At 51.3% G+C, this 20,939-nt stretch carries 22 protein-coding genes and 1 pseudogene; 8 read left to right on the top strand and 15 right to left on the bottom strand.

Annotated features, from left to right (window positions below):
- Window position 1 precedes the first annotated feature (1 nt).
- Window positions 2-361, top strand: coding sequence for a hypothetical protein (locus V3C20_RS09565; RefSeq protein WP_130084925.1), 360 nt, complete (start codon window positions 2-4; stop codon window positions 359-361).
- A gap of 643 nt (window positions 362-1,004) precedes the next feature.
- Here V3C20_RS09565 and V3C20_RS09560 read toward each other — a convergent pair.
- Both V3C20_RS09560 and V3C20_RS09555 read right to left on the bottom strand, forming a co-directional pair.
- A complete protein-coding gene (locus tag V3C20_RS09560; protein ID WP_240047050.1) occupies window positions 1,005-1,256 on the bottom strand; it encodes a hypothetical protein in 252 nt (83 codons plus the stop codon).
- A gap of 376 nt (window positions 1,257-1,632) precedes the next feature.
- Window positions 1,633-1,782 (bottom strand): hypothetical protein, encoded by a 150-nt coding sequence (locus V3C20_RS09555; protein ID WP_162532071.1) that lies wholly within the window; start codon window positions 1,780-1,782, stop codon window positions 1,633-1,635.
- A 457-nt stretch (window positions 1,783-2,239) separates the two neighbouring features.
- Here V3C20_RS09555 and V3C20_RS09550 point away from each other — a divergent pair, with 457 nt between their 5' ends.
- From V3C20_RS09550 to V3C20_RS09520, 7 genes and pseudogenes are all read left to right on the top strand, one after another.
- On the top strand, window positions 2,240-7,123 hold the full coding sequence (locus tag V3C20_RS09550) for an RHS repeat-associated core domain-containing protein (protein ID WP_330935362.1): 4,884 nt from the start codon (window positions 2,240-2,242) through the stop codon (window positions 7,121-7,123).
- The gene (locus V3C20_RS09545) at window positions 7,120-8,145 is read left to right on the top strand and encodes a hypothetical protein (RefSeq protein WP_130084505.1); all 1,026 of its coding nucleotides are present in this window, start codon (window positions 7,120-7,122) and stop codon (window positions 8,143-8,145) included. Before V3C20_RS09550 ends, V3C20_RS09545 begins: the two co-directional genes overlap by 4 nt.
- 201 nt (window positions 8,146-8,346) lie before the next feature.
- Window positions 8,347-8,823, top strand: coding sequence for a hypothetical protein (locus tag V3C20_RS09540; protein ID WP_130084506.1), 477 nt, complete (start codon window positions 8,347-8,349; stop codon window positions 8,821-8,823).
- 33 nt (window positions 8,824-8,856) lie between these two features.
- Window positions 8,857-9,342, top strand: coding sequence for a tetratricopeptide repeat protein (locus tag V3C20_RS09535; protein ID WP_161981402.1), 486 nt, complete (start codon window positions 8,857-8,859; stop codon window positions 9,340-9,342).
- Between the two features lie 15 nt (window positions 9,343-9,357).
- Complete coding sequence (locus V3C20_RS09530) at window positions 9,358-10,131, top strand: tetratricopeptide repeat protein (RefSeq protein ID WP_275124804.1); 774 nt, start codon at window positions 9,358-9,360, stop codon at window positions 10,129-10,131.
- Between the two features lie 9 nt (window positions 10,132-10,140).
- Window positions 10,141-10,194 (top strand): annotated as a pseudogene (locus tag V3C20_RS09525) (hypothetical protein); the annotation flags it as partial.
- An 18-nt stretch (window positions 10,195-10,212) separates the two neighbouring features.
- Window positions 10,213-10,920 carry a tetratricopeptide repeat protein gene (locus tag V3C20_RS09520; protein ID WP_330935447.1) on the top strand — a complete coding sequence of 236 codons (708 nt, stop codon included), beginning with the start codon at window positions 10,213-10,215 and terminating at the stop codon, window positions 10,918-10,920.
- A gap of 29 nt (window positions 10,921-10,949) precedes the next feature.
- Here V3C20_RS09520 and V3C20_RS09515 read toward each other — a convergent pair whose 3' ends face one another.
- The 13 genes from V3C20_RS09515 to V3C20_RS09455 form a co-directional block, all read right to left on the bottom strand.
- Window positions 10,950-12,098, bottom strand: coding sequence for a serine hydrolase domain-containing protein (locus V3C20_RS09515; protein WP_130084510.1), 1,149 nt, complete (start codon window positions 12,096-12,098; stop codon window positions 10,950-10,952).
- Window positions 12,099-12,103: 5 nt separating this feature from the next.
- Complete coding sequence (locus tag V3C20_RS09510; protein ID WP_130084511.1) at window positions 12,104-12,430, bottom strand: hypothetical protein; 327 nt, start codon at window positions 12,428-12,430, stop codon at window positions 12,104-12,106.
- An 81-nt stretch (window positions 12,431-12,511) separates the two neighbouring features.
- The gene (locus V3C20_RS09505; protein WP_161994011.1) at window positions 12,512-12,673 is read right to left on the bottom strand and encodes a hypothetical protein; all 162 of its coding nucleotides are present in this window, start codon (window positions 12,671-12,673) and stop codon (window positions 12,512-12,514) included.
- Window positions 12,674-13,146: 473 nt separating this feature from the next.
- The gene (gene tsaA / locus V3C20_RS09500; protein WP_130084513.1) at window positions 13,147-13,809 is read right to left on the bottom strand and encodes a tRNA (N6-threonylcarbamoyladenosine(37)-N6)-methyltransferase TrmO; all 663 of its coding nucleotides are present in this window, start codon (window positions 13,807-13,809) and stop codon (window positions 13,147-13,149) included.
- A gap of 49 nt (window positions 13,810-13,858) precedes the next feature.
- Window positions 13,859-15,133 carry a dihydroorotase gene (locus tag V3C20_RS09495; RefSeq protein ID WP_130084514.1) on the bottom strand — a complete coding sequence of 425 codons (1,275 nt, stop codon included), beginning with the start codon at window positions 15,131-15,133 and terminating at the stop codon, window positions 13,859-13,861.
- Between the two features lie 6 nt (window positions 15,134-15,139).
- Window positions 15,140-16,066 (bottom strand): aspartate carbamoyltransferase catalytic subunit, encoded by a 927-nt coding sequence (locus tag V3C20_RS09490; protein ID WP_067573654.1) that lies wholly within the window; start codon window positions 16,064-16,066, stop codon window positions 15,140-15,142.
- 27 nt (window positions 16,067-16,093) lie between these two features.
- Window positions 16,094-16,630 (bottom strand): bifunctional pyr operon transcriptional regulator/uracil phosphoribosyltransferase PyrR, encoded by a 537-nt coding sequence (gene pyrR / locus V3C20_RS09485; protein ID WP_130084515.1) that lies wholly within the window; start codon window positions 16,628-16,630, stop codon window positions 16,094-16,096.
- A 26-nt stretch (window positions 16,631-16,656) separates the two neighbouring features.
- On the bottom strand, window positions 16,657-17,067 hold the full coding sequence (locus V3C20_RS09480; protein WP_067573659.1) for an AIR carboxylase family protein: 411 nt from the start codon (window positions 17,065-17,067) through the stop codon (window positions 16,657-16,659).
- A gap of 132 nt (window positions 17,068-17,199) precedes the next feature.
- Complete coding sequence (locus V3C20_RS09475; protein WP_130084516.1) at window positions 17,200-17,934, bottom strand: hypothetical protein; 735 nt, start codon at window positions 17,932-17,934, stop codon at window positions 17,200-17,202.
- A 42-nt stretch (window positions 17,935-17,976) separates the two neighbouring features.
- Complete coding sequence (locus V3C20_RS09470) at window positions 17,977-18,729, bottom strand: hypothetical protein (RefSeq protein WP_130084517.1); 753 nt, start codon at window positions 18,727-18,729, stop codon at window positions 17,977-17,979.
- Window positions 18,730-18,760: 31 nt separating this feature from the next.
- Window positions 18,761-19,390: a hypothetical protein gene (locus V3C20_RS09465; protein ID WP_130084518.1), complete on the bottom strand. Its 630-nt coding sequence runs from the start codon at window positions 19,388-19,390 to the stop codon at window positions 18,761-18,763.
- Window positions 19,391-19,423: 33 nt separating this feature from the next.
- Window positions 19,424-20,080, bottom strand: coding sequence for a hypothetical protein (locus V3C20_RS09460; protein WP_149875605.1), 657 nt, complete (start codon window positions 20,078-20,080; stop codon window positions 19,424-19,426).
- Window positions 20,081-20,113: 33 nt separating this feature from the next.
- The gene (locus V3C20_RS09455) at window positions 20,114-20,695 is read right to left on the bottom strand and encodes a hypothetical protein (RefSeq protein WP_130084520.1); all 582 of its coding nucleotides are present in this window, start codon (window positions 20,693-20,695) and stop codon (window positions 20,114-20,116) included.
- Window positions 20,696-20,939: the final 244 nt, after the last annotated feature.

Here is a 20,939-nt window from a genome sequence, read left to right as displayed (position 1 = left end):
TATGAGTAGGTTATCAATCCTTTTTTTATCGGTTGCTCTTTTTTCTAGTTGCAAACAGAGTTCTTTAAATATAATCAGTGAAAATAGTTCCAAGATCTGTATGCATGGGTATTTTCCTACAGGACAGAGCGTGAAAGAGACGTTAGCCGGCCTAGGACTTGATTTACGTGATGCCCAGTTTATTGATGAACCACCAGGAAAATTGAAAAAACTACGTTTTAATATCGAAAAGACAATTCCCGGATATCAAAAAATTGAAATATCGTTAAAATATGAAAAATCTCTTTTTTCCTCTCAGCGTAAATGGAAGAACAGTGATGTCAAGGAGGCTATTGTGACTAAAATTAAATTTATCAATTAGTTATTATTTATATAATCATGTGATTAATAAAAACGACAGCCTGCAGAAGCAGGAGAGACTTATGTCCGCAGTTACTGTTATATGAACTGTCAGTTTGGAAAAACTCTCGTTAAATAAATTATACATCACTCTTTACAAACTAAGGTTGATGGGCATTGGGAAAATACTATCCAACGCATGATAAAAATTTAAGAAAATAGTTTGGTGAGCCAGTATGCAGATCCCCATGTACATTAACCTATTCCGTTTTTTCAGATTCAGGGTAAAAGAAGAAGGACCTCAAGGTTCAGGAGCAACAGAATTAGCAGAATAGGATATAGAGCAATATGTACGGAAAACTGAAAATAATGTTATATGTTTTATGCTGGATCAGCCCTGCCGGGGCATCAGATCCACAGCCGGAAATATGGACACCCAACCCTGTAATTTCACAAGTCCGCGGCACCAATCTCTGGTGCATGTCAAATATAGAAAAAAGTACGCACGGAAGATATTTCCATTCTTGTATTTTTGGATTCAAAAAAAAGGGGGATCAAGAATTCTCTCTTGTGGAAATACTGCGTTTACCAAGGATCGAGAATCTTGTATACGAATGGAAAATTATTGACAATAAATTAGTTGTAAGTAACAAAAAATAAAAAAGTCATTCTTGAGTTGAATCTGGAATTGTTTTCCAAATTATCAAAACTGGATATTGAACTGGAAACGGAATAACAGGAATCCAAGTGCAGATAGCAGTAGTTGACACACCTCCCTGCTGGCGGACGTGGCCACGGCCTATTTCAACTGGATCACCGCCTGCGAACAGCTCCGCATCGCCCGGGAACAATTGGAAATCCAGCGCCGCACCCTCACCATTGCGGAAAAGCGCCACACAGCCGGATTTGCTCCCCAACTGGACGTGGAACAGGCTACCTCCAGCGTCGCCGCCACGGAAAGCCACATCCCCGCCCTGATTGCCCAGGTGGCCTCTGCAAAAAACCAGCTTTCCGTCTTGCTCGGCACTTACAACTCACGCATGGAACTGACTATGCCGAAGGCGGCCGTGTTTGAGAAAACGCCTGTGGTTCCGGTGGGTCTGCCTTCGGAACTGCTGCGCCGCAGGCCCGACGTCATCGCGGCGGAAGCGGATCTGCACACAGCCGTGGCCAACGTAGGCATCGCCGTGGCAGACTTATACCCACGCTTCAGCCTGACATCAATTCCTACCTCAATCCCAGTGTGGCTCCTCCGGACAAGGAAGGGGAGGAAGTCATCACCTTGGTCAATCTTTATCGGGACGAGGAAGAGGAGACCACCTCCAGCAGCTCTTCGGAAGGGGGTGGGGATGATTTTGGGTTTGATCCCAAGTCAAGCAGTTCCAGTTCCAGTTCCAGTTCCAGCTCCAGTTCTTTGTCTTCTTCCTCCAGCGGACCGCTCACTGAGGAAGAACCATGTCCATGCCCATGCCCATGCGATGCGTGCGACGAAGAAGGCGATGAAAACTGCGTCCAGCAACAGCCCACTCCGGGCGACCCCGACGATGAACAGGACTGCCAGGGAAATGCCTGTGTCAATCCCCCCTCTGCAGGAGGCCCTCCGCCTCCTCCTCCTGCCAGATTCATGAGGATGGCCCGTTCTTCCACTCCCCTTACCCCCAGCTCCAACAGCGGGCCTTCCATGCGCTACAACCACCCCATGGCATGGAGCGCCTCCTTCTCTCAAGAGGAAAGACGAGTCACCGTCAGGCGCCCCTCAGGCAGTCACATTTATTTCAAGGCGGAAACGGGAAGCTCCGACGCTTCTCCCGTCGGCAGCTCCAGGAAACTGAGCTATCGGATACGGCTGCTCAACGAAGATCTCACTCCCAATACCCAGGATACCCCAGCCTACATGGATATGACGCTTCCTTCCGGCATGATCCTGCGCTTCTCTTCCTCTACCGGAGAGGTCGTCTCGGTCACCAGTTCTTCGGGACACGTCATGACCGCCGAGGAGTATGCCCGCAAGGTCCAAGTGGCCTACAACCCGGACGGCTCTCTCAACAGCGTCTATTCCCGGGCTCAGGGGCTGATGCGCAGCATTCCCGGAAACAACAGCCTTGCCCTGGAGTGGTACGCTCCCGGGAATGTCTCTGCATCCCATGATGGGGAATTTGTGGTTACCGGAGAGCCCTACAAGACGGCCGTTTATAGAACTTCCATGGAGGATGGCGTAAAAGTGACTTACATCACCAATCAACGGGCCGGGCAGGAACCGCGGGTTATCGAACGCCGCGAGGAAGGAAACAAAATAAGCATCATCAAGGGAGAAGGAGATGAACGCATCGTGCGCACGATTGAACGCAACGCCCTGCCCGGCGCCAAGTGGGAGCGGATTGAAACGGTCAGGGGCATCAATGATTCCCGGCCTTCCCGCAGTACGCGTACAGTGAAGAAGTATACCGACGGCGGCTGGCTGACCATCAGCAGCACGGAAGGCTACAATACTTCCAATGAGCAGACCACCCTCTACACGTACAACGACCAGTTCCGCATGTCTTTGGAAATCAAGCCCGACGGAGGCTACACGCGCTACGAGTATGACGACCAGGGCCGGGTAGTTTTGCAAGCTACGCCGTGGGCAGGAGGAGGGGAGAAAGGGATGCGTACTGAATACGCCGACCTTTGCTTCAATGATTTCAGGCCGACAATGGAAAAAGAAGTGATTATCACTCCGGACGGCACGGAAACTATTTTGAGAACAAAAACATATGCGTATGTGGATACTCCGCAAGTCAGCCGAACGGAGGTGACGGAAACCGCCCTAGGTTCCGACCAGGTTTGCACAAGCATCTCGGAGACCTACGGGGAAATGGCGGAGTATCCCTATGCCCGAGGCAGGAAGAAGATGAATCAGGGCATTGATGGAGTGCAAACGATTTATTTCTATGAAGCCACCACAGACCATGGGGGTGTTCACAAGGTGACGGAAACTGTTCAGGCAAACGGAAGCATTGTTCCCGGTCAAAGTACCAGAACCGTGCAATACATCGCTGAAAATGGCACGACCACGAGAAAAGAGCAGTACGTCCACACAGGTGAAGACTGGTCTCTAATTTCTTCTGAAGACTACGAATACGATGCCGAACTCAAATTGATCAAGACCACCAGGGGCAACGGCAGGACCAGCACAACGGAATGGATGTGCTGTGGCCCGTTAAAGGAAACCGACGAAGATGGTATCGTGACCACCTATGGCTACAACTCTGCCAGGCAGCTGGTGGAAACCATACGTTCAGGTACGGAAACCACGCCTGAAACGATTACCTCTTACATGCGGGATGCTACGGGACGCATTCTTTCGACACGGCACGATGTCGGCGCCATGACGACAGTTGAAAGCACGGAGTACGACGACTTGGGAAGAACTATTTCCACAACGGACGTTCTTGGGCGCATCACCCGGACCGAGTATAGTCAGAATCAGCTTGCCATAACGGAAGTACTGCCTTCCGGTGCCACTCTGGTGACAAAAAGGTACTATGATGGCGCTATCCTTTGGGCAGGAGGAACGGGACAACGGGAAATGGAAACCCAGGTTGAGTTGACGAAAGAAGGCATCCTCACCACCACCCTGTCCCATGGAATTGTCCTCTCCCGAACTCTTCAAAATGGATTCGGTCAAATTATCCGCCAGGAACAGCCCAATACCCAAGGGAAATTTATCATGACCAGAAACTTCTACAATGGAAAAGGCCAGCTTGTGCATTTCCAGAATGAAAACATGGCTCCCATAGTAACTGTTTACGATGAATTCAGCAATATCCTAAGGCAAACCGTTCTTTTGGATGAACTCCATCCGGATGACGCTACAAAAAATAGAATTGCGGAAAGCTCCTCGTGCTACCAAACTCGGGAAGACGGCATTTACAAGATACAAACCTCCACAACCTATAATGCCGAAGGACTACCCCTCACACAGATTAGAGAATCCCTGATCTCACAACTGAACCCTGTGCCAGAAGGTAAAATACTTTCCATTGACGTCTATGGGCAGCAAAGCGTTCAGTGGACGGAATACACTACTCCTGCTAGGCGCACCCGGTTCAGCCGTGTTCCAACTTCGGATATTGTGGCTGAAGTTCTCGTTATCGACGGGTTTACCGTCAGCCAGACTGACCATGCAGGCATTCATTCCTCACAGGAACGCTCTTATACCTCTACAGGCATGATTCTGAAGCAGACGGACGGCCGCGGCAATGTTACTACAACAGAGTCCGACCTAGCCGGGCGTACTGTTAAGACAATGGATGCCGAAGGCAACATGACCTCCATTGCCTACAGTACCTACTGTGATTCCCCTTCTTGCGTTACTGATGCCATGGGAGGAACCATCTGCTATTCCTACGACATTCGAGGAAGAAAGGCAGCCGAGTACGGTACCGCCATCCAGCCGGCCTGTTTCTCCTACGACGAAGCTGATCGAATAATTGCTCTGACTACTTTCCGAGCGAACGAAGGGGACATCACGGTCGATCCTTCCGGTCGCACCGACGGAGACACCACTACATGGCTCTACGATGCGACTACGGGGCTTGAACTCAAGAAGACCTATGCCGACGGCTCCTGTACCGTTAAAACCTATGACAAGCTCAACCGCCTGGAAACACTCACCAGGGCCAGGGGTATTGTGACAACTTATCAGTATGCTCCGGCCACCGGAGAATTAGTCTCCGTTTCCCATAGTGATGATACCCAGCCCTGGTTCTATGCCTACAACCACCTCGGGCAGATGATCTCTGTTTGCGATGCCTCAGGAACCAGAGAACTTTCCTATGACGCTTACGGCAAAATGATTCAGGACACTTCTTTTGGACAGGTGGAAAGCAGCATCCAGAAAGACTACGATGCCTTCGGACGCCCCGCCGGATACAGGCTGATGCTTGGATCACGCACCATTCAGCACTCCCATCTTGACTATGGCCATCAAGGTGCCATGATCGGGATGAATCTGGAAGGTTTGGCATCTCCCTTTACTTGGGAATATGATGAAACCAGCGGCTTCCTCAACCAATTGTCCTATCCCAACGGCATGGTCCGCAGCAACACCTACCATCCCAAGCTCAACCTCCTGGCCTCCATCGGTTATGAGAAGACTCAGAATGGGCAAACAGTTGCCGCCCACAAGTATGAATACGACCACTTGATGCGTCCTGTCCAACGGAAGGATTCATGGGAGGCTGCCACTCCGGCGACCACCAGGGACTTCACCTACAACAACCGCAGTGAACTGGTAGAAGACCGGATCGGTCAGGATGGGAGCTTTAGTTATCAGTACGACAATATCGGCAACCGCAAGTCCGCCCGGGAGCTGGAGGAAGAGGTATCCTACGAGGCCAACCAACTCAACCAATACACGGACGTGACTGGGGAGACAGAACTGTTCACACCCTCCTTCGACCCAGACGGCAACCAGACCACGATTAAGACCTCAACGGGCATTTGGGAAGTTTCCTATGATGCCAACAACCGCCCCGTCTCCTTCACCAGTGAAGATGGCCGGATCACCGTCACCTGCGGCTACGACTATCAAGGACGTCGCTTTGAGAAAAAAGTTGCTGTCAGCGGAGCCATTACGAGCCATGCTCATTATCTGTATCGAGGTTATCTGCAAGTTGCCGAGCTAAACATGATGCATCCCATGCCCGTGCTGGAAAAAAGCTATCTGTGGAATCCGGCGGAAGCGGCAGCCACGCGCATTCTGATGATGACATGCTGGAAGGAAAACGGAATGGCAGATGGAGAGCATCTCTTCTTCACCCATGACGCATTGAAGAATGTCACCTCCATTTTTGATGACCGGCAGACACGAAGGGCCCGCTATGAGTATGCCCCCTTTGGTGCCCTCATCACGGCACAGGGAGACATGGCTCAGGACAACAGGTTCAGATTTTCCTGCGAGTTCATGGACGATGAACTGGGACTTGTCTATTACAATTACCGTCATCTCAATCCCCTGGACGGCAGGTGGATCAGCCGTGATCCCATTGCTGAAAACGGAGGGGAAAATTTATATGGTTTTGTTTCCAACTCTCCTTATGTTTACAATGATTATCAAGGGTTATGGCTTTCTAGGCGGCACAGGAGATTGACAAGACGCCCTCTTTCTACATATAAATTTATCCTTACTGTCAAAGAAAAAGAAATTTCACTCACGATCAAAGAAAAATTATTGGAGGTCATTGTTGAAGCAAATGTCGATACGGATTCTGGAGAAATGGGAAAAACCCAAGCTTATCATTACTGTACAGGATTGGACTCTAAAGAAACACATCAAGAAGCTAGAGATAATTATATCGCAATGCTTCTTGCAGAATCCAAGAAATTCGACAAAAAAATTTCCAAGGAAAAAGTATCTTCTGATGAGTGTAAAGAAGCCTTAGAAATTCTTGGACATTTAAACCATATGTGGCAGGATTATTATGCACATAAAGTAGAATTAGATGAAAATAAAAAATCTGTTGTAGGAAAAATTCAAGGATCTCCAGATGATCCTCAAATGTTTCCTGTCTCCTTCGGTTCTATGGGATTCAAGGGGGGACACGGAGGATTCTGGAGAATCATTAATCCATTTTCAAGAGTAGAACCAGGAGATAGAGCTGATGATGTGGATATTCGAAGACAACAAGCAAAGGAATATACGAAAACGCATTCTGATCTATTTTTAAAATCTTGGTTTAAAAAATGCAAATGTCACTTTTATCGAAAAGAAATCAATAAACATGGTGGAAATTGTCAATGAATACTATAAATATGCCTTTATATAAAATGCTCTTCGGCTCAACCTTTATTATTACCTGCGCCGCATTCGGGAATCAACATATATTCTCTGAGGACCAAATGATATCAAAAGTGGATATCTCTGAATTTCCAGACGACTGTATCAATGATCACGGAGCACATCCTACCATGTCATTTTCAAATGACGGAAAATATTTTGCTGCATGGAATGACGAATATGCGGAAATCCATGATTTAGGCTTCAAGAATGCCAAACTAGTACAACGCGTGATATTAGCAGGAAACTCGCCATGGGGAAAAGCATACCATGAAATATCTGCAAAAGCTGTTTCAGACACTTCAGCTCATATCACACTCAATGGCACAGCCCGAAAGTACATTCCTTTGCTTTATTCTTTATCAATAATACCTGACAGCTTCCAATCGCTTAAATTATGCGTTGCAAGGTATAAAGAATTAATGAAAAGATATGATTTTTTATTACAAAAAAAATCTATCAATATTATTATCCAAGGGGGATACAAGCTTTCACCTCATGGACAGCCATCGCTTGTAAGTTCTGTTGATTCGGGATGTATAGCATTTTTTGGACAGTCTACTCCGTTATTTAAAAATTCTGAGAGAGAAAGTTCTTTTAATAGCATATTGTCGTCTGATATGACCCGGGCTTGCATTTCCTACCCCTCCACTGCCTTTTTTTCCTTTTATCAGGGAGAAAAAAAAGTAATGGATATAACTCCCGATTCCCTTGGATTGGAAAAAAAACGCTGGGCGATATCCACCCCCTCTCTGTCCGATGATGGAACTCTGCTGGCGGTTACATTCATTTATGCAGGAAGGTTTGTCGCACCTTGGAACTTTAAAACGGCAGTCGCCTTCATCAATACAAAAGACAAAAAGGTGACAGGGAGACATATTTTATCAGGATCCCATCGATTAACATTTTGCTTTTCAAATGATAAAAGTAAAATAGCCATATGGGAAAGCGGTAAAAAAACAATTCATATCTTCAATTTTCAGTAGGAAGCCGGTTTCAGACCGGAAATATCATATAGACAACAAGAGCATTCCAAAATATTTGGATTTGGAACGCCCTTACTGTCATCCTGCGGGCTTCCCGGTTAGGAGTTACATTAACACCAGGAGATGATATTCCTACGTTCAGTGTCGATTTTTCAAAACTGACGATATTGAAAGTACCTTTTTTCACCCTTTCTGCATCGGGTGAATTGGAAACAGCAGGAAGATGATAAATGCAAGGGCTCACTTCATATAAAGTCGGGGGAAATACTGAAGGGATTGACTCTAAATGGGACGTTCAGCGGCAACTGGGAAGATGGCTTCAGCCAGGAGCGGTATGTTCCATCTGTAGGCTTGAATTATACAACCAAGATCGCTCAAAGTTTAAGCTTTGACGCGTCTGTTACATTACAGGATCTTTCACCCAATCCTCTCAAAGCTGCCTGTTTAGCTTCACTTAAATCATCTGGTTCTAGCCAAGACGGTAAAATACGTTACCATGCCTTATTAAGCGTAAATCAGGATATCGTACCAAAAGTACCGCCTGCCTTCATAAAAATTGAAGGAGGCGTAGAGTATAAACCGTATGACAACGTATCTTTTTACTTGAAGGGAGAAGAAAAAATAACAGAAAAAGACTCCGACGGGGTATTTTCTGCAGGAGTACGTATTGATTTTTAATTTCCAGAATATCACTGTATGAAAGCATCTATCATGATCTTATTGGTAATCTCATTTTGTATGAGCCAATTTTCTCTGGCCGCACAGCCTGTACACGTAAAAGTCCAAGAAATCCCGCCCAAGAAGGCTCAATCGGAAAAGCCTGCCTATTCTCCAGAACATATCCGAGAATTGGAAATAAAGGCAGCACAAGGAGACCCGTCTGCCCAATCTTCCCTGGCCACCTGCTATGGAAGAGGAAATGGCATCCCAAAAGATTATGATAAAGCGTTCTTCTGGGCTGAAAAAGCAGCTCAACAAAATGACCCTCATGCTTATTTCACTCTTTTTACTTGCTATTATCAAGGATTCGGTTGCCAAAAGGACATGCAAAAAGCCATCGAAGCCCTGAAAAAAGGTGCTTCATCAGGAGATGCAGATTGTCAGTATAACCTGGCCTATTTTACCTATCATGGAAAATTGGGAATCAAAAAAGATATGGAAAAGGCTCTTGAACTGGCCCGCCAATCTTCCCGGTAAGGCCATGCAGACGCCCTGAAATTCTTATCTCTGGCTTATATCAACGGAGAAGGAGTGGAAAGGAATGTCCCTCTTGCTTTGAAATATCTGGAGCAGGCAGCCAAGGAATCAAAGGATCCTGAATACTACACGGAGATGGGTAATTTCTATCTTTTATTGTGCAAAAAAGATAATCCTCTGGCAAGCATGGAGAAAGCCGAACAATGCTTCAGCCACGCAGCCAAAATGGGAAATGTTCAAGCTGCAAAAAAATACGCGCAAATACAACAATTGCGAACTGATGCCAGCCAATTGAAGCAGCAGATGCAGCCGGGAGACAGGGACGCACTGTTAAGGCTGGGGCAACTCTATATTCACGGCATTGAGGGAGCTCCTCTGGATAAAAAGGAAGGATACCGCTTTATCCTTGAAGCTGCGAATCTGGATTCTCCGGAAGCCCAGTATTTACTCGGCAAAGCATATGAATCCGGCAGTGGCGTCAAAAAAGACGCAGAGCAGGCCGTTCGCTGGCTGCGGAAAAGCGCTGCCCAACACCATGCCGGAGCTCAAAACGAATTGGGGCTTCTCTACATCCAAGGGGAAGGCGTGGAACGCAATGAGCACGCAGCGTTCAAACATTGGAAAGCAAGCGCCATGCAGAACCATCCCCTTGCCCAGTATAATCTCGTGGGCCTTTACATGCAGGGACTGGGCGTAGAAAAAATTACAAGGAAGCGGCCAAATGGTTCCAGTCAAGTGCGCAGCAAGGCCAACAGGAAGCTTTGTTCCTTCTGGGACAGCTATACCTGACGGGGGCCGGGCATGGAAAAAGATGAAAAGAAGGCTCTTAAATGGTTACTAATCAGTGCTGAACAGAAAAATCCGGATTCCATGTGCATCCTGGGAGAATTGTACATGAATGGAACGCCGGGATTGGAAAAGAACTGGAAGGAAGCGGAAAAATGGTTTCAACTCAGCGCCAGGCATGGAAATAAAAAAGCAATTCCCTTTTTGCGGTATCTGTATATGACGGGAGGGCCGGGGCTCGAAAAAAATTATGGAGAAGCGGTCAAATGGATACAGCCGCTGGCAGACGAAGGAGACCGGGAATCCCTTGATCTTTTGGGACAATTGTACATGCTTGGCGGCCCCGGACTTGAGAAGGATTACGGGAAAGCAGCCAAATACCTGACTATCCGGGCTGAACAGGGAGATACATCCAACTTGCTCAATTTAGACAATTTATATGTCCTGGGAGGAAACAACCTCCAACAGGATTTTGAAAAAGCACGGGAATGGTGGATCAAAAGCGCTTTGCTAAATGAGATTGATACTCAAAAAAATTTAGGAGCACTGTATTTTAATGGAGATTCCGTCCAAAAAGATTATCGGGAGGCGGCCAAATGGTTCCTCCAGGCAGCCCGGCAGGGAGATGCGGACGCCCAATACTCTTTGGGATTGATCTATGATCAAGGAGGCCATGGAATCGAACCGGACCGGAAGGAAGCGTTGACATGGTACCGCAAGGCTGCCGAACAGGACCATGAAAAGGCCAGACAGAAGCTCAACAAGGCAGATAGCGGAGCAACCGCAAAGTAGAAAGAAGAGCCTTCTTCCCGCCTGAAAAATCAGGTGTCAAAATCGCCCCCATCTTCATGGATTTCCTTCATTGCCGCACTGATGAGGTTCCGGGTTTTCACTCCGGGGAGCACGTTCAAGTCCATACGGTTCATGGCGTAGCCGAAGGACAGACCGTATTCCGGGTCGGCATAGGCATGGGAGCCGCCTGCCCCCGCATGGCCGAAGCCCCCGAAACCGAATAGATGGCGCAGCTTGCGGCCCGTGGAAAGGTCCACGGGGTCGTGCATGAATCCGCAGGAAAAGGCGGTAGGCGTTTTCAGGGTCAGGTCCGGCCCGTCAACCACCATTTCTTTCATCCAGCCACGCACGGTTTCCGGGAATACCTCCAGTTCATCCAGGCCCAGGCAGGCTTGGTAAAATTGAGCCATGCCACGAGCGGAAGCCACCCCGCCAAAGGCAGGCATTCCGGAAGTCCACGCTTCCGGAGTGTTCATTTGCCGCACACTGTTCAGGCCAATCAGGGTGTTGAACGCACGGTTCACGGGCGTACCTTTTTTCATGTATTCCAGATAGAACGGGGTTCCCATGTTGGACATGTCCATTTTGCCGGGGTAAAGGACAGCCACCCGGCTGAATTCTGATTCCGGCAGCCTGATGAAGAAGTCCAGATTCAAGGGGCGGCGGATGTATTCATCCCAGTATGCCCAAAGACGCTCCCCGGTCAGGCGGATCATGAGTTCGTCCAGCATGACGCCGTAGGTATGCGGATGGTAGCCGTGTTCGGGAGGCTGCCACGCGGGAGTGGTTTCCTCCAGGGCGCGCACGCAGTCTTCATGGTCGAATACATCAGCTTGACGGGAGAAAGCGGCCAAACCGCACTGGTGGGACATCATCTGAGCAATCGTAGCATACGGCAGCGGGAATTCCGGCCACAGTTCCCCCATGCTCATCTCCGGGGAGGCTCCCTGCTGGTACAGAGCCAGCAGCAGGGCTGCGGAAGCGGGTCCCTTGGTCGCGGAGTAAACGGGCACCAGGGAACGTTCCGTCCACGGACGCGTTTCATCCGCCACGGCAAATCCGGAGTGCAGGGAAACAATTTCCCGCCCCTCCTTCCAAATGGAAACGGATGCCCCCAATTCCCCGTAATCACGGAAGTTTTTTTCAAATGCTTCAATTATGTGCCGCTCGCCTTTCATTCCTCTCAACCGGACAGGAACAGCTTCCCCGCCTTGGTGGAAAAGTTTACTCCCCACTGCCTGGGAAGGCAAGTCCGGCACGATTCATATCCCATCCACGCCTTCACACCTTCCGCAGGATGATTCAGGAAAAATTCTTCCGCCGGACTGCCCGCCGGAAGGAAAGAGGCCTTATTTCCTCCTCTTCCCGGGAGGGAACAGGGCACAATGCCTTTTTCACCGTCAGCTTTAGGGAACATCGCTTTTGTGCGCAGCCAAGTATTCCCGCGTTCCCGTTTCATCCGATCCTCCTTCAATTCATTCAGGGAGAAGTTGATACGGAACAGATTCATGACGAATACATAAAAACACGAGATCAGCAAAAGGCCCACCTATACCCCCATGCCGATGACGACCACTGTACCGTTGGCGTTTCATGTCAGCACTCCGTAACCGGAGGAGATCATCAGCGAAATGCAGCCCGGAATGGAAACCAGGGAAGCCATCAGAATGGGCCGCAGGCTCAGAAGGGCGATCGCCGGAGGGACTTCCATCAGGCCTTTGTCGCGCTGCATTTCCAGATTGGCAAATTCCACGATCAAGATGGCATTTTGGCCGCCCACCCCGCCAGCATCCCCAGGCCAATCTGTGCACAGGGTGCCATCTCCAGGCTCAACCTGGAGAGGGTGTCCGGCGTGAACTCCGGCACAGGAAACCGGCATAAGGTGGAGATGAGAACGACAAGAACGGCAATCGAAGGAATAAGCGTGGCACGCCGGTTCTATAGGAAGATGTACACAAGGAGCGCCACAAGGGCGACAACTATAATGCATATGCGACTAGTCCTCTTCCCGGCAGGCGCCACTTCCCGGCATTCCATGAAAGAACACGGAGTCAGGGGTTACGGAAAGCGTCCAATACCATAAGAAGGCGGGACGGAAAACAAAACCCCGTTCCGGAAGGAAAAATCTCCGGAAAGAGCGCCCCCTATATCGGAACGGCCTACCTTTTTAAAGGGGAAGCGGAAAGTTTTTGCTATCCATCAACTATTAACTTTTAACTACCACTTTCAACTCAGCGCAAGTACGTACAGCCGGACGCCTTCCACCCTGAATTTGATTTCCCAGCCGGAGAAGGAAAGGCCGTATACCCGTTCCGGGTCGTCCTGGTACTGCGGCCGCGGGTCAAGGGAGAGCGTATCCTTCAGCGCCGCCAGTTCCTCCGGAGGAACGGAGGCGGCCAGCTCCAGCGGAATTTCCACTTCCAGCCGCTGAAAGGGGGAGGACGTGAATCCTCCGGAAGCCTCCGGGATGCAGTCCGCCTGCGGCACGTAGGGCTTGATGTCCAGAATGGGCGTGCCATTCACCAAGTCCACGCCGGAGAGGTGCAGCACAGGACCGTCCCGGGAATGCATTTCCACCCTGTCCAGCCTGACGGCGGACAGTCCTATGGGATTGGGACGGTACGGGGCGCGCGTGGCGAAGACCCCCATGCGCACATTACCGCCCAGGCGGGGAGGCCGAACCGTCGGACTCCAGCCTTCCCTCAGGTTTTCACTGAATATCCAAAGCAGCCACAAATGGGAGAATCCGTCCAGTCCCCGCACGGATTCAGGATTCCGGAATTGCGGCTCAAACACCAGCCGTGCACGGGCACCGGGCACCAGCCCGCTCTGACGCGGAACGCCGAATTTTTCCGGATAACAGGTGCTGACGCGGGCAACAGGCTGCAAGGGCAGTTTAGTTAATAGTTGATAGACGACAAAAACTCTCCGCTTCCCTTTAAAAGAGGTAGGTTTGCTCTCCGAAGACTACGGCTTCCACTTTTCCCTGGAGCGTTTTGCCCAGGAAGGGAGTGTTGCGGGCGCGACTGCGCAACGTTTCGTCCGTGACGGGCGTCTCTCCTTCCGGATCAAATACCACCAGATTGGCCGGGACGCCTTCCTCCAGGGAAACGGGGGGGAGCCCCATGAGCCTGCGGGGGGCGTCGCTGCAAGCGCGAACAACCGTTTCCCAGGACATCCTGCCGGTCTGCACCAGATACTGGTAGATGGCGGGCAGGAAGGTATCCAGGGCAATCATGCCCTGCGGAGCTACCACGAAGTCCTGGAGCTTGGAGAATGGCGTGCAGGGCGTGTGGTCGGAGACGATGCAGTCGATGGTGCCGTCATTCACGGCTTCAATCAGGGCGTCCACGTCCTTCCGGTCGCGCAGAGGCGGAAGGGTCTTATAGTTGGTGTCGTAACAGCCCACGTCTTCATGCGTGAACAGGAGATGATGCAGGGCCACTTCCGCACTCAATCCAGCCGTTTCCGGCTTGCAGCGGCGCAGGATGTCCGCGCTTCCGGCGGTGGAGACGGTCTGCACGTGCAGGGAGTTGCCCGTGTCCACGGAGAGGCGGATGATCGTTTCCAGACCGATTTCCTCCGCGCAGGACGGGGAGCCCGCCAGCCCCAGGCGGTAGGAAGTGGTGCCGGGATGCATGGCGGCCCTGGCCGTCAGGGCCGGGACGTCCCCGCGCAGGGCAAAGGTGAGGTTCAGGTTGCTGGCGTACTGCATGGCGCGGTACAGCAGCAACATGTTGTCCGGTGCGCGGTCGCCGTCCGTGATAAAACGCACGCCTTTCGCCCGCAGGGAGTCGTAGGAGGCCTGCTCTTCACCGCCGTCCCCCTTGGTCAGGCAGCCGGAGGGAATGACGTCCACCAAAGCGTCCGTGCGGCAGATTTCCATGAAGGTGGTGATCTGCGCGGCATTGTCCATCACGGGGGCGGTATCCGGCATGGCCATCAGTCCGGTCACGCCGCCGTGGAGGGCCGCCGCCGTTGCCGTGGCAATGCGTTCCTTGTCTTCCCGTCCGGGCTGGCACAGGTGGGCGTGAATGTCAAACAGGCCGGGAAGAACCAGTTTGCCGGCAGCATCAATGACTGTTTCAGCAGAGTCTGCGGAAAGAGTTCCGGCAGGGGCCTTCCCGGAAATCACCCCGCCGGAAATCAGAATATCCGCCGGACAGGAGCCGGACGCCATCCGGGCATTGCGAATAAGTACGGAAGTTTTCATGAAGGATCAATGCTGGGTTTGGGGAGTGAGATGGTACAGGATGGACATGCGGCAGGCGATTCCGTTTTCCACCTGGCGGTTGATCAGACAGCGCTCATAGTCCATTGCCAGGTCGCAGATTTCCACACCGCGGTTAACCGGGCCGGGATGCATGATGTACAGCCCTTCATCGGAGATGCGTTTCAGCCGCTCCTCCGTGACGCCGTATATTTTGTTGTACTCCCGCGCGCTGGGGAAGAAGGGGGCGTCCTGCCGCTCTTTCTGAACCCGAAGCAGATAGATGACGTCCGGCTTCCAGGCAAAGGCCTCGTTGAAATCGGAAAAGCGGGGAATGCCGGAATATTCCGTGCGCGGCACCAGGGAGCCCGGTCCCAGGTAGGCCACTTCCATCCCCAGCCTTTTCATCAGGATGGAGGTAGAACGCGCCACGCGGGAATGCAGGATATCCCCAACGATCAGCACCCGCCTGCCCCGGACGTCCGGAAACATTTCCCGGATGGTGAAGGAGTCCAGCAAGGCCTGGGAGGGATGAGCATGCGCCCCGTCCCCGGCATTGACCACGCTGGCGTTCGTATGGCGGGCGATCACGTTCGGAAGGCCGCTGTTGTAGTGGCGCACGATGACGTAATCCACCTTCATGGCCTGGAGCGTGGCGATCGTGTCCTGGACGGATTCCCCTTTCACCACGGAGGAGGTAGATACGGTGAAGTTGGTCACGTCCGCAGACAGGCGTTCCGCCGCCACCTCAAAGGAGGAGCGGGTGCGGGTGCTGGGTTCATAAAAAAGCGTCAAAACGGACTTCCCTTTCAGGGCAGGCACCTTTTTGACGCTTTTGGTGAAGAGCTCTTTCATCGGTCCGGCCGAATCCAGCAGCGTATGGATTTCCTCGTCGGTCAACGAGGAGATGTTGAGTAGGTCCTTGCGGGGATTCATGAAAGTCAGGGAATGGGTTGAAACTGTCTATTTGCCGGAGATGACCACCCGGTCCACGCCGTCGGCCTCCTTCATGCTGACGACGACCTTGGCTCCAGCGTGGTCCAGCACGTGGCCCGTGTAATCCGGCTGGATGGGGACTTCCCGGCCGCCGCGGTCAATCAGGCAGGCCAGTTCAATGCGTGCCGGGCGGCCGTAGTCGAACAGGGCGTTCAGAGCCGCGCGGATGGTGCGGCCCGTGTACAGCACGTCGTCCACCAGTACCACCCTCATGTCGTCCGTGGAAAAGGGCAGATTGGAGGAGCGGAGGGAGGGGCGCGCCTCCAGCTTGAAGATGTCGTCCCGATACAGGGAGATGTCAATGGCGCCGTACTGGGCGTCCACGCCCAGTTCCTTGACCTTGTCCACCAGCCGCCGGGCGATGATGTCCCCCTGGCTGAGGAGGCCGACAATGGCGAGCGGTTCCCCGGCGCAGCGGGCCACGATGCCGTGGGCCATCCGCTCCAGCGCGCGGGAAATTTCCTGCTCGTCCAACACGATTTCCTGTGACGGAGGAGAAGTCATCAGCCGGAAGGGGAAAGAGTGGATACTTACAGCCCCGCCAGCTTCAGAATGCGGTGAGCGGCCATGGCGGCGTTCACGGGAGTCTTCTTGTGCAGGCCTACCGTCGTGCAGGGCACGCCGCCCGGGCACTGGGCAATCGCCAGCAGGGCGTCAATGCCGTTCAGGGGGCCTCCGGGAACCGGTACGCCGATGACCGGCAGGGAGCAGCTCATGACGACCACTCCGGGAAGGGCGGCGGACAGGCCGGCCACGGCCAGGATGACGGCCTTTTCCCCGCTGGCTTCCAGATCCTCCAGGAATTTGATGAGCTGCGGAAGGTCGCGGTGGGCGGACAAAACCGTTTCTTCATAAGGGACTCCTTCCTGTGCGAAATATTCGCGGGCGGGTTCCATAAAGGGCTTATCATTCGGGCTGCCGTAGATGACGATTACTTTCATGGCTGTGCGTGCGGTTGTGAAACTTTCAGATTATGGCCCCAAGCCCCCTGCCCTGGCAAGACTTAACCTGAAAAAAACGGCTCCGCGGATGGAGATTCCATTCCGGCAGGGGATCATGATAGATCACGGGAATCAGGAGAAAGGATCGTCCTGCTCCTCATCTTCATCTCCATATAATCCGAAAACATACCACAGCAGCGTATTATAACCGTTTTCCCCGTCATCCTCCCAGGGGTCCTCTCCGCCGAATCCATGTTTCCTCTCCCAATTCCCGGACCATTCCATCATTTCTTCAACGGAAGGCACGGGAGGGTTCCCGGTTTCAAGACGGGCACGGAGACCGGCCGCACGCCTGCTCCAGTCCTTTTTGTCAGGATTACCAATGTTCCGCGGATTCAAGGTGAGGAGCACGAAGTTCAACAAGGCGGGAGAAGACGCAAACCGCTGAAGATTGTATTTATCCATGTACACCCTCATCTGAAATTCCAGCTTTTTCAGATCGTCCGCGGGCAGTTTCTTCAGAGGAACCTTTTCCCTGATGCTTGTAAACAGAATATCCCTCCATATCTCCTTGAAATCCTCCGGACACCTGTCCAGGGCTTTGATCGGAAAAGAAGCCATTTCACGCCTCATGGCCTCAACATCATGCTCAGCATCTTTCCGGCTCCATTTGAGAACCATGTGCTCCAGCATCAGTGCGATCATGAACCGCTGTATGGCTTCCCGATCCTTCATTTGCCGCCGGTCCAAATTGTCCGGAACATCCGGATTCATCTTCTCCGCACCCCCTACATCCCGTCCCCGGACAGGACTGACAACGCAGTACCATGCCCATCCTGCCGCAAGAAACCATTTTACCAGCTTCATGGCTTATTTGACCTGACAAATATAAGGACAGATGTCCGCTTTTTACTCTTCCTCATCTTTCCACTCGTCTTCTTGATTCAACAATTCAGGAGAAACAGCCAATTTCCCGGAATAAATATCCTCTTTCAACTGATTCAGACGTTTTAGGTACTCTTCCGGCGTTTCTCCCTCCTTTTTTACCGCACCATTGGCCTCCAGCCATTTGTCGGCGGCTTGCTCCAAAACCTGGCAACCATATTTTTCCTCAACCCTTTTCATGGAGTCTTGCAGCTGCTGCATCACGTCCCTGCCTTCTTCCGTTTCCTCCCATGCGTTGTCATCCTTCAACCACATTTTAAATACTTTCCTGCTCTGCAACCATGCTTCACGGAAGTCCTGCGGGCAGTCGTCCAACGTTTTCTCAGGCCACAGTTCCATCATCGTCTGCAATAGGAGACGCTCATCCAAGGCCTTCTGCTGCATGTCCAATTCCATTCCCGCAATCTCCAAGCATAATTTCCCTATGATCGCTTGCCTGGCTATGGCCAGGCGATCTTTCTCAAATTCCGGCGTTTTCCGGTACTCATCCACATCAGGCATATCCGGCGCCGCGATGTCCTGGCCATATCCTGTATCAAAACTGCAACAGCACGACACCACCGCCACGGGAATCCATTTCCATAAATTCATCACTGTTTTTATTTTAACATCCATCAAGAGAAATGCCAATCCGGGATTGCCCCCATTTTCCGCCGCCAATCCAATTCCCGGTCCGTCACTACGTCCCCGCATTTTCTTTTTCCCCGCATGCTTCACGCCTTTCAGGCATCAGCCGTTTCCCGGGCAATTACTGTCCGGCGACCGATTTCATGCATTCCGGTCCCGGCTTTTCTCCCGGCAAACCTTCGGGAATAACCCATTTCCCGGATTCAAGATCACTCTTTAATTGGTAGAGACGTTTCAGATATTCCTGAGGGCTTTCTCCTTCCCGGCGAGTTTCCTGACCGTCCAGCCAATCAATCAAAGGACGCATTAAAGGTTCCAGGTCATACTGGTCACTAAACCGTTTCCTAGCCTCTTCCAGCCTGGAGAACATTTCCTTGCCTTCCGGAGTTCCCCCCCATGAAATATTATCACTTAGATTTTTTTCTATACCTTCAAGGACCTCCACATAAGATTGCCGAAAATCTGCGGGACATTGTGCCAGAATCGATTGAGGAATCAGGTCACACATTTTCCTGTACTTGATTTTCCCATCAGGCAGCCGCGGATGTTCCTTCAATTCCAGTGAAACGATCCTACAGCACAATTCAAGCAGCACATTATACCTCACGATGGCCATGCGCGATTTCCGGAATCCCTCCATCTCCTCATCCACATTGGCCATATCCGGTTCCATGATATCCCTGTTTCCCGCCGAACCCAACGGACAGGAGGCAGCCGTCCCTGCCAGCAAAACAAGTTTTATAACATTCATGGTCCCTACATGTTTCAAATATACCCTTAAAAATCAATAAAGAATCATTCTCATTCCAAATTTTTCCCTTTCCTGTTCCGTTATTTCCGGGAATGTGAATGTTTCCTGCTCCACCTGTCTTTTCAAAACCTTGAAGCGCTCCAGCAATTTCGCCTTGTCCTTCCTGAAAGGGTCTATCTCCCGGCGAAGGAATATGATGGGGTCAGCCAGGGCTTCCTCCAGCCTGTACTTGGACTTGACAGGCTGCATGATGGCACGGCATTTGCCCTGGTACCGGGAATATTCCCTGTGAAATTGCGGCTCTTCCATTTCCACTCCTTCAAATTGCCGCACAAAGTCACGGCCAGCTTCCATGCAGGCCTGAAATGCCTGCCGGTAATCGTCGGGACACGCTTCCAAAACCTTGCCGGAAACAGAGGCAAGCTTGAACTTCAGCAGACCAAACAATCTAGCTCCCGCTCCGGTTTTTTCGGTTTCCAGGAAAAAAATCTCCTGCATGAGCCGCTCCAGTATTTCCATCCTGGAAATGGCCAGAATCATTTTCCTCCTTTCCTCATCGGACAGGCCGGCCAGGTCAACATTCGGTTCACCGGAGACAACGACATCCTGGGCAACAGAGGCAGGCAGCCCCGGCAAGCCGAGGCTGCACCACAACAATAAACGCAACATGGAAGCTAGGTTTCCAGACATGACATTCACCTGGTTCTATCTATTTTCGTCCCTTTACGTTTCTACCGGTATAACAACCTTGCCGGATTCTATTTTTTCCTTCAAATCCTTATAATACTCCAACAGTTCCTTTTTATCGGGTTGCCCTTCTCCATTAAAGGGGAACAGCAATCGGGGAATGGATGTATTCAGGACCTCATCTACCATGTATTTTCCCATCAACAGCTTCATGCTTTCCGCCATCATATACCGCAATTCGTCAGAAACCGATCCCGATTCCGCGAGTTCCTTCTCACAGGCATCTTTCCATTTTTCCATCGCCAGCCGGAAGTCTTCCGGGCATTCGGCAAGCGCCTTGCCTGGAATGGCGTTCAGCTCATGCTTCAGCCTGGTTTGCAAATCCACGGCATGGTCATCCTCCACCTCGGCCCTCTGAATATTTCTCTCCAGAAACATGAGCATAAAAAACCTGCATATGGCAGCCCGGTCCCTCTCCATATGCCTGCCCGCCTCCGTCTCCACATCCACATTCGGCATCTCCGGAGATGCCACGTCCTGAGCTACGGAAAGAGGAAAAACCGGCAATCCGGTGAAATGCCATAATAACCCCGGCATCACGACCCATTTTTTACGCATGTGCTTCATTAAATTTTTTAATTTTAAATATATTTCCCATCTCCTGCTCCGATTGGTACCCTAACACTCCATCCTTTTTCTATTCCCTTCTAAATAATCCAGCATCTCCTTTTTGTCCACACCTGACGGAATCAACAGCCAAAGAACAGATGAATAGTCCCTGGACTCCTTTTCCGTGATGAGCCATTAAAAGAATGGCTCATCACGGCTTCCTTCAACAGGTACTTGCTCAACAAAAGGCTCA

It is taken from the genome of Akkermansia sp. RCC_12PD, assembly GCF_036417355.1.
In the GTDB taxonomy this organism is placed as follows: domain Bacteria; phylum Verrucomicrobiota; class Verrucomicrobiia; order Verrucomicrobiales; family Akkermansiaceae; genus Akkermansia.
The sequence above is the reverse complement of the archived record's forward strand: the minus strand, read 5'-3'. Positions and strand labels throughout refer to the sequence as shown.

What these genes read in the sequence shown, in the direction of transcription:
- V3C20_RS09565 (WP_130084925.1), top strand. Translation starts at nt 2, where the DNA reads ATGAGTAGGTTATCAATCCTTTTTTTATCGGTTGCTCTTTTTTCTAGT.
- V3C20_RS09550 (WP_330935362.1), top strand. Translation starts at nt 2,240, where the DNA reads ATGACGCTTCCTTCCGGCATGATCCTGCGCTTCTCTTCCTCTACCGGA.
- V3C20_RS09545 (WP_130084505.1), top strand. Translation starts at nt 7,120, where the DNA reads ATGAATACTATAAATATGCCTTTATATAAAATGCTCTTCGGCTCAACC.
- V3C20_RS09535 (WP_161981402.1), top strand. Translation starts at nt 8,857, where the DNA reads ATGATCTTATTGGTAATCTCATTTTGTATGAGCCAATTTTCTCTGGCC.
- V3C20_RS09520 (WP_330935447.1), top strand. Translation starts at nt 10,213, where the DNA reads ATGTGCATCCTGGGAGAATTGTACATGAATGGAACGCCGGGATTGGAA.
- V3C20_RS09515 (WP_130084510.1), bottom strand. Translation starts at nt 12,098, where the DNA reads ATGAAAGGCGAGCGGCACATAATTGAAGCATTTGAAAAAAACTTCCGT.
- V3C20_RS09510 (WP_130084511.1), bottom strand. Translation starts at nt 12,430, where the DNA reads ATGAATCTGTTCCGTATCAACTTCTCCCTGAATGAATTGAAGGAGGAT.
- V3C20_RS09495 (WP_130084514.1), bottom strand. Translation starts at nt 15,133, where the DNA reads ATGAAAACTTCCGTACTTATTCGCAATGCCCGGATGGCGTCCGGCTCC.
- V3C20_RS09490 (WP_067573654.1), bottom strand. Translation starts at nt 16,066, where the DNA reads ATGAATCCCCGCAAGGACCTACTCAACATCTCCTCGTTGACCGACGAG.
- pyrR (WP_130084515.1), bottom strand. Translation starts at nt 16,630, where the DNA reads ATGACTTCTCCTCCGTCACAGGAAATCGTGTTGGACGAGCAGGAAATT.
- V3C20_RS09480 (WP_067573659.1), bottom strand. Translation starts at nt 17,067, where the DNA reads ATGAAAGTAATCGTCATCTACGGCAGCCCGAATGATAAGCCCTTTATG.
- V3C20_RS09475 (WP_130084516.1), bottom strand. Translation starts at nt 17,934, where the DNA reads ATGAAGCTGGTAAAATGGTTTCTTGCGGCAGGATGGGCATGGTACTGC.
- V3C20_RS09465 (WP_130084518.1), bottom strand. Translation starts at nt 19,390, where the DNA reads ATGAATGTTATAAAACTTGTTTTGCTGGCAGGGACGGCTGCCTCCTGT.
- V3C20_RS09460 (WP_149875605.1), bottom strand. Translation starts at nt 20,080, where the DNA reads ATGTCTGGAAACCTAGCTTCCATGTTGCGTTTATTGTTGTGGTGCAGC.
- V3C20_RS09455 (WP_130084520.1), bottom strand. Translation starts at nt 20,695, where the DNA reads ATGCGTAAAAAATGGGTCGTGATGCCGGGGTTATTATGGCATTTCACC.